Origin of the sequence: Macromonas bipunctata (genome assembly GCF_002837135.1) — a bacterium.
Classification (GTDB): Bacteria; Pseudomonadota; Gammaproteobacteria; order Burkholderiales; family Burkholderiaceae_C; genus Macromonas_A; species Macromonas_A bipunctata.
In genome coordinates, this window is the sequence record NZ_NWBQ01000067.1 from 26,796 (window position 1) to 33,161 (window position 6,366).

At 51.8% G+C, this 6,366-nt stretch carries 8 protein-coding genes; all 8 read right to left on the minus strand.

What is annotated here, in order from left to right:
• Positions 1-64: 64 nt before the first annotated feature.
• Positions 65-553 carry a hypothetical protein gene (locus tag CON76_RS10410; RefSeq protein ID WP_205758223.1) on the minus strand — a complete coding sequence of 163 codons (489 nt, stop codon included), beginning with the start codon at positions 551-553 and terminating at the stop codon, positions 65-67.
• Positions 550-849 carry a nucleotidyltransferase domain-containing protein gene (locus CON76_RS10415; RefSeq protein ID WP_101103291.1) on the minus strand — a complete coding sequence of 100 codons (300 nt, stop codon included), beginning with the start codon at positions 847-849 and terminating at the stop codon, positions 550-552. Before CON76_RS10415 ends, CON76_RS10410 begins: the two co-directional genes overlap by 4 nt.
• Positions 850-940: 91 nt before the next feature.
• On the minus strand, positions 941-1,843 hold the full coding sequence (galU, locus tag CON76_RS10420; protein WP_101103292.1) for a UTP--glucose-1-phosphate uridylyltransferase GalU: 903 nt from the start codon (positions 1,841-1,843) through the stop codon (positions 941-943).
• Positions 1,844-1,902: 59 nt separating this feature from the next.
• Complete coding sequence (hepT, locus tag CON76_RS10425) at positions 1,903-2,316, minus strand: type VII toxin-antitoxin system HepT family RNase toxin (RefSeq protein WP_101103293.1); 414 nt, start codon at positions 2,314-2,316, stop codon at positions 1,903-1,905.
• Complete coding sequence (gene mntA / locus CON76_RS10430) at positions 2,306-2,710, minus strand: type VII toxin-antitoxin system MntA family adenylyltransferase antitoxin (RefSeq protein WP_338063693.1); 405 nt, start codon at positions 2,708-2,710, stop codon at positions 2,306-2,308. The genes hepT and mntA overlap by 11 nt, the downstream gene beginning before the upstream one ends.
• A 123-nt stretch (positions 2,711-2,833) precedes the next feature.
• Positions 2,834-4,405 (minus strand): sulfotransferase, encoded by a 1,572-nt coding sequence (locus CON76_RS12915; protein ID WP_145995419.1) that lies wholly within the window; start codon positions 4,403-4,405, stop codon positions 2,834-2,836.
• A gap of 48 nt (positions 4,406-4,453) precedes the next feature.
• A complete protein-coding gene (locus tag CON76_RS10435; protein ID WP_101103295.1) occupies positions 4,454-5,623 on the minus strand; it encodes a nucleotide sugar dehydrogenase in 1,170 nt (389 codons plus the stop codon).
• Positions 5,624-5,794: 171 nt separating this feature from the next.
• The coding region (locus CON76_RS13170) for a glycosyltransferase family 2 protein (RefSeq protein WP_169929038.1) at positions 5,795-6,366 on the minus strand (572 nt) is incomplete at its 5' end.

Below are 6,366 nucleotides of genomic sequence, written 5' to 3' on the forward strand. Positions count from 1 at the left end.
GGGCAAAGTCGGCCTCGACTTCAGGATGCTTCAGGGATCGCCTTCCGGCCTTGCGTGCAGATATTCAATTTGCCAGCCCCAGGCGCACAGCTTCGGCGTGCGCCTTTTCAACGACTTGAAACAGCATGTCGCACGCTTGTTGTGCGGCCAACAAGCTGTCCAAGAAAGTCTGGGCATCGTGCATGTACTCGTGCACCAAGGCGTTGCGCAGTCTGCGCGCGGCAATGAACGCATCGGCACAGGCCAGCAGATCCAGTCTTTCGGCAATGGCCAGTGTATCGAGCAACGTCTTGCTCCTTTCACCGACCAAGGCCGCCATGCGTGGCAGCAGTTTTTCGCCCAGATGGTCTTGCAGTCTGCCAAAGCGGCTGACGAAGGCCTCGACTTTTTCAGCCACCTCAGGCTGGTCGCCCAGGCCTTGCACCCAAGCCAGGTCGATGGGCAACGCAAACAAGGTGGTTTGGCTGTAGCGCAGGTGTCCAGCCTCCTTGCGCGCCAAGTCGAGCGCCAGCAGCGCGGGTTGTGCGTGTTCGGGCAGGTATTTGAGGCTCATAGCTGGATACCGGTCTGTCGTGCAATGTCCAGCACGGGGGCTGGCGGGGTGGCGCTGTCCTTGAGCAGGATGTCGATCTTGCGGTCGCCCAACTGGCGAATCAGTGCCACATAGATGACCCCGAGGGTGGCGGCACGGTTGGCCACCCGCTGGTCGGTTTCGAACAGCAGGTCAATGTCTCCGCCTTTTTTTGCGTCGTCCACACGCGAGCCAAACAGAATCACTCTGGCACCATCGCCCAACACCGCACAGGCGGTTTGCTTGATGGCTTCAATCTGTTCTGGGTTCAGGCGCATGGTGGCATGCTCAAGCCGTTGGGCGTTTCAACCGTGCTGACTTGCACGCATCGATGGCGTAGCGGCGGTAGTGGCCCCGGCGGTGTGCAAGTCAGGATTCATTGGGCTGTGCGGCGGCATGTTCGGCAGTGTAGGTTTGCAGCAAGCGGGCAAAGTCGGCCCCGACTTCAGGATGCTTGAGGGCCAGCGCCAGCGTGGCGTCTAGGTAACCCAGCTTGGAACCGCAATCGTAACGCTTGCCCTGGTAGCGGTAGGCCAGCACCTGCTCCTCGGCCAGCAAGGCGGCAATGCCGTCGGTCAGCTGGATCTCACCCCCCGCGCCCTTGCCGATATGGGCCAGGTGGTGGAAGATGCGCGGCGTGAGCACATAGCGCCCCACCACCGCCAGCGTGGAAGGTGCCTGCTCCGGCTGGGGCTTTTCCACGATACGGCGCACCGCCTCCAGATCGTCGGCCACCGGGCGGCTGTCCACAATGCCGTAGCTCTTGGTGTCGGCCAGCGGCACTTGCTGCACACCCAATACCGAGCACTTGTAGTAGTCGTACACGTCCACCATCTGGCGCATCACGGGCTGGTGGCCCTGACCGTCGAGCAAATCATCGGCCAGCAGCACCGCAAACGGCTCGTTGCCCACCACCGGCTGCGCACACAGCACCGCATGGCCCAACCCCAGCGCCTCGGCTTGCCGAATATAAATACATTTAATGTGCGACGGCAGCAGCGAACGCACAAACGCCAGCATCTCGGTCTTGCCGCGCCGCTCCAGTTCGGTTTCCAACTCGTAGGCCTTGTCGAAGTGGTCCTCGATCGCACGCTTGCTGCGCCCCGTCACAAAAATCATGTCGGTGATGCCAGCGGCCACCGCCTCTTCCACCGCGTACTGGATCAGCGGCTTGTCCACCACCGGCAACATCTCCTTGGGGCTGGCCTTGGTGGCGGGCAAAAAACGGGTGCCCAGACCCGCAACGGGAAAGACGGCTTTGGTAACTTTCATTGCTTTATCTCCTTTAAAAATTTAGAAATTTATAAAAAGCATTTTTGATTTAAAAATACTTACTTTTTCAAAATTGGTTCAAGTAAAAAGTTCACAATAAACTCGAACTTTTGGCTGGTCACTAGACCCAGCACTTGCTGCATATCGATATTCATGTAGTCGTGCACGATGCGGTTGCGCAGGCCGACCACAGCGTTCCAGACAGACAAATCCTCGTGCCGAATTTTGCCCAGCAAAGCCAGTGAACGGAAGGCATCGTAGGCTGAAACGGGCACTGGAGCTTGGCAATGCTTGAGCCATTGCTTGGACTTTCCGATGGCGTTTTCGATCAACACCTGCAAAGCGTGCAGGACACCACCTTCCTCCAGCGGGGTGAGGGCGCGCTGCTGCAAAATTTCCACAGCCGAACGCAACAGCGCCCGGTTGTCGGCCGCAATACGGGCGGTCTCCTGCTGGTACAACTCAAGCTGCATGGCGCTGCTCCCATTCCCAATCTTCCAGTTCACGCCACGTGCGCTGCAAGAAGTGTATCCAAGCCAAGGTATGCTCACCGTGCAGCACCACACCGTCCTGGGCCACGGTGGCACGCATGGCCAAATTGGCTTGCCGCAGGTCGATGAGATCAACTTTTTCAGGCATGGTACCCAACGCTTGGGCCAACTGGTGGCGCAAGGTTTCGGTTTGGCCCAAAACTGTCCAAAAGTCCAGACCATAGGCCCAGCGCACAGCAATGTCCCAGTCGCTGTGGGCATTTGCCTGCCCACTGGCGCGGCTGCCCACCAACACAGCAAAATCCAATGGCTCGTATTGGGCCAAGACAGCCTGCAACCGTTCACTCGCCATACCGGTACTCAGCGTCCAAGGCATCAGATTACACACCCCACAGCAAGCTGTTGACTTTTACAGATGAAATCTGAGGATTGCCGCTCAATTTTGGTCAATTCTTTTACTTTAAGGAAAATTGCACTTCAAATTTGAAACCTTGCAAAATTAAAGACGATCTAGCTCTGAACCTGAAATCATCAAATCCTTGAGCAATTCAAGCTGTGCTTCAGCCCGTAACAACTGAACGCGCAAAGCATCAGACTCAGAAGCCTGCTTTTGCAATGCGCTATTTTTTTCAGCCAACTCCATTTTCAACGATGAAACCTCAGCGATTGATGTCTTCAACGCTTGCTGTGCGTTATCCGCCTGCCGGATGGATGATTGCAAACGGTTCACAACACCAGGTACACCTTCGCTCAACAATCGAAATTTGACCTTAGCAGTCAGGGTCCAGCCTTCACCTGCTTCGGTCAAAATTGCTTCGGGTATCGCCAGCTCAGCCTTAGGATCAAATCCAGTCGAAATAACTGTAAAACCAGATCTATCGCCTTCATCGAAAAATAGCCGCATGTCAGCAGAAATATTTACAAAATCATGCCTATCCTTGGCCGTCCATCGAACGCCGCCCATCGCATCGTTTAGTGAAATTTCCCTTACTTCGCACAGTGCGGGTCGATCTGTCAGATCAAGACGCAAGGAAAGAAAACGGTCTGGCGTGGCAGGCAGCGAAAATACCAATGTTTGCTCATCCCCCCCAAATTTGCAAGGCTGAACCAAACTTCGGGATTGGAGGTAATTAAGACTTGGCGTTTTCCAGTAAACCGTTGCATACGCATTTTGACTGGCAGCGTCGTAGATGGCTTGGCCCGGTACAAAAATCTGAGATTCCATCGCCTCGATGCGTGCAGACTTCGCTAACCAAGGCTCCAGCATAGCCCGCAGCGTATCAAGTTTGTCTTGCAGTTGATCAAACACAGCCGGCGAAGCGTCATAAAAATGACGATCGAACGCTTTATACACCTCGTGGGCAAAATCAATAAATATAGAACTTTCTATTGAAAGCGCATCAGATTTGTGGTTAAGTTCTAGAGCAAGAAAAGAACAAGCATCAGATAATGTTTTAGGATCCGCTGCCAAAAATGCCGTACCTAATCGATTATCTAACTCCCCAAGAACATCACGGGTTTTATTCAGCAGATCTTCGTACCTGACAAGTGCTCTCACTTGTCCACGTGAGTGGCGTTCTGCATCAATCAAATAAGCAGCATACAGCAAAGCCGAATGATTTGGATGCACTCTGCTTCTTCGCAACAAAGATTTAATTATATCATCCGGATTTCGTAACGTAAAAATATACAGTGCTCTTTCTTTAATCTCATCAAATGTTTTTAACCAAAAAGGCAGTGTTCTACAAACACGTGGATCCTTAAGTACTTTATTGCTTTTTTCACTATACTGGTCAAGGAAAACTTTTTTAGTTTGCTTTATTAAATTTAAGCAGCCATTATTTTCTTCTATTTTTTTTGCAGGGCCAGCATCTTGCCAACCCACCAAATCCATTGCCTGAAGTAGATTTTTATTGTGAGCAACAATTTTCTTGTCTTCAAAATATCCTTTTTTGTTAAATTCATCTCCCAAGATTAACTGATGTCCGGGGAAATAATCAAAATGCGTGATAAGCCCTGCGGTAGCAGATGTACCACTACGGTGCATTCCAAGCAAAACAATCAGCGACATTTTTCTAGCCCTAACTTCTCGGCGGTTCAAACATAAAACTTAGCAGTTCTAGCTGTCACCGCCGAATAAATCTCGTGTATAAACTTTGTCTGCCACATCTTGCAGGTCTTCGGTAAACCGGTTGGCGATGATCACATCCGCCTCACGCTTGAACGCCGCTAAGTCATTGACCACGCGCGAGCGGTAGAAACTGGGCTCGTGCAGTGCTGGCTCATACACAATCACCTCAATGCCCTTGGCCTTGATGCGTTTCATGATCCCCTGGATGCTGGAAGCGCGGAAATTGTCCGAGCCGGCTTTCATCACCAAACGGTACACGCCCACCACATTGGGCTGGCGGGCCAGCACGCTGTCGGCGATGAAATCCTTGCGTGTGCGGTTGGATTCAACGATGGCGTGCATCAGCTCCTGTGGCACGTTCTGGTAATTGGCGAGCAGCTGCTTCGTATCCTTGGGCAGGCAATAACCCCCGTAACCAAAAGATGGGTTGTTGTAATGCGCGCCAATGCGCGGATCTAAACACACGCCGTCGATGATCTGCCGGGTGTCCAGCCCATGCACGGCGGCATAGGTGTCCAGCTCGTTGAAGTACGCCACCCGCATCGCCAGAAAGGTATTGGCGAACAGCTTGATGGCCTCGGCCTCGGTGTTGTCGGTCAGCAGCACCGGCACGTCCTGGCGCAGCGCGCCTTCGCGCAGCAGGTCGGCAAACGCCTGCCCGCGCGCAGAACGCTCGCCCACTAGGATGCGGGACGGGTGCAGGTTGTCGTACAGGGCCTTGCCTTCGCGCAAAAACTCGGGCGAGAAAATCAGGTTGTCACAACCCAATTCGCGCTTGATGCGCTCGGTAAAACCCACCGGCACAGTGGACTTGATCACCATCACCGCCGAGGGGTTGATCGCCATCACGTCGCGCACCACCGCTTCGACCGAGCGCGTGTTGAAGCGGTTGGTCTGGGGGTCGTAGTCGGTGGGCGTGGCGATCACCACGAAATCGGCACCCGCGTAGGCGGCCTGCTTGTCGAGCGTTGCGCGCAAGTTCAGCGGCTTGTGCGCGAGGTAGTCCTCAATTTCGGCATCGGCGATGGGGGAATGGCGGTTGTTGATGAGTTCGACCTTGGCAGGGTCGATGTCCAGCGCAATGACTTGGTGATGCTGTGCGAGGAGCACGGCATTGGAGAGGCCCACGTAGCCAAGGCCTGCTATCGAAATTTTCATTTATAAGTTTTAATCTTTTACTGGAGAATTTTTTATTGCGAAAATCATAAGTTGACCGCCAGAAGTTTTTTCCTTAAGTGCAATCTACTTATCTGTGAGGATAGGTATGCAAGTCACTCAATTTATGAAAAAAACTTCCTGCAGCCAACTTAATATTGATATGCATTTTTCTTATTCGAAGCTCAGGGACTTCCTAATTATGCACCGCAAATTTTTTAATTGATCGCCGCCAAACGCCTTAGCGACTTCATTGAAGTAGGTAGGATGAAGCTTAGCTAGATTCGCTTCTCCCTGTTTAACTAATTTTTCTCGTTCGTTTTTAAAGCTCGCAGATTTAACATGAAAAACAAAGGCTGAAGGTGTTAAAATATTTTCAAAACCAGCATGATTTGCTCTCATGCAAAAGTCATTTTCTTCTCCATAACCTCTGGGAAAATTATTTTCATCAAAATATCCTATTTTTGATATCAAATCTCTTTTAATTAGCATGCAAAACCCGTTCCCTGTAGGCAGAAAAATATTCTGCTCACTTGAAGTCGCCTGAAGTATTATATTTGCATGCTCATCAAAGGTCATTCCACTTTTTAAACTGTTGTGCTTTCCGGGCTCAGGGAATGAAAAGACACCGGAATTGTTACTTAAAGCGGTTACAGTCCCAATATTGATGCGAGAATAAGCTGCTAATCTCAGAGCAAGAATCCAGTCATCAGTAACTACTGTGTCACTAAGTTGACCATCAAAAG

Bases quoted from the DNA above. Each gene is read 5' to 3' on its own strand.
- CON76_RS10435 (WP_101103295.1), bottom strand. From the start codon at position 5,623: ATGAAAATTTCGATAGCAGGCCTTGGCTACGTGGGCCTCTCCAATGCC.
- CON76_RS10415 (WP_101103291.1), bottom strand. From the start codon at position 849: ATGCGCCTGAACCCAGAACAGATTGAAGCCATCAAGCAAACCGCCTGT.
- CON76_RS12915 (WP_145995419.1), bottom strand. From the start codon at position 4,405: ATGTCGCTGATTGTTTTGCTTGGAATGCACCGTAGTGGTACATCTGCT.
- galU (WP_101103292.1), bottom strand. From the start codon at position 1,843: ATGAAAGTTACCAAAGCCGTCTTTCCCGTTGCGGGTCTGGGCACCCGT.
- CON76_RS10410 (WP_205758223.1), bottom strand. From the start codon at position 553: ATGAGCCTCAAATACCTGCCCGAACACGCACAACCCGCGCTGCTGGCG.
- hepT (WP_101103293.1), bottom strand. From the start codon at position 2,316: ATGCAGCTTGAGTTGTACCAGCAGGAGACCGCCCGTATTGCGGCCGAC.
- mntA (WP_338063693.1), bottom strand. From the start codon at position 2,710: ATGCCTTGGACGCTGAGTACCGGTATGGCGAGTGAACGGTTGCAGGCT.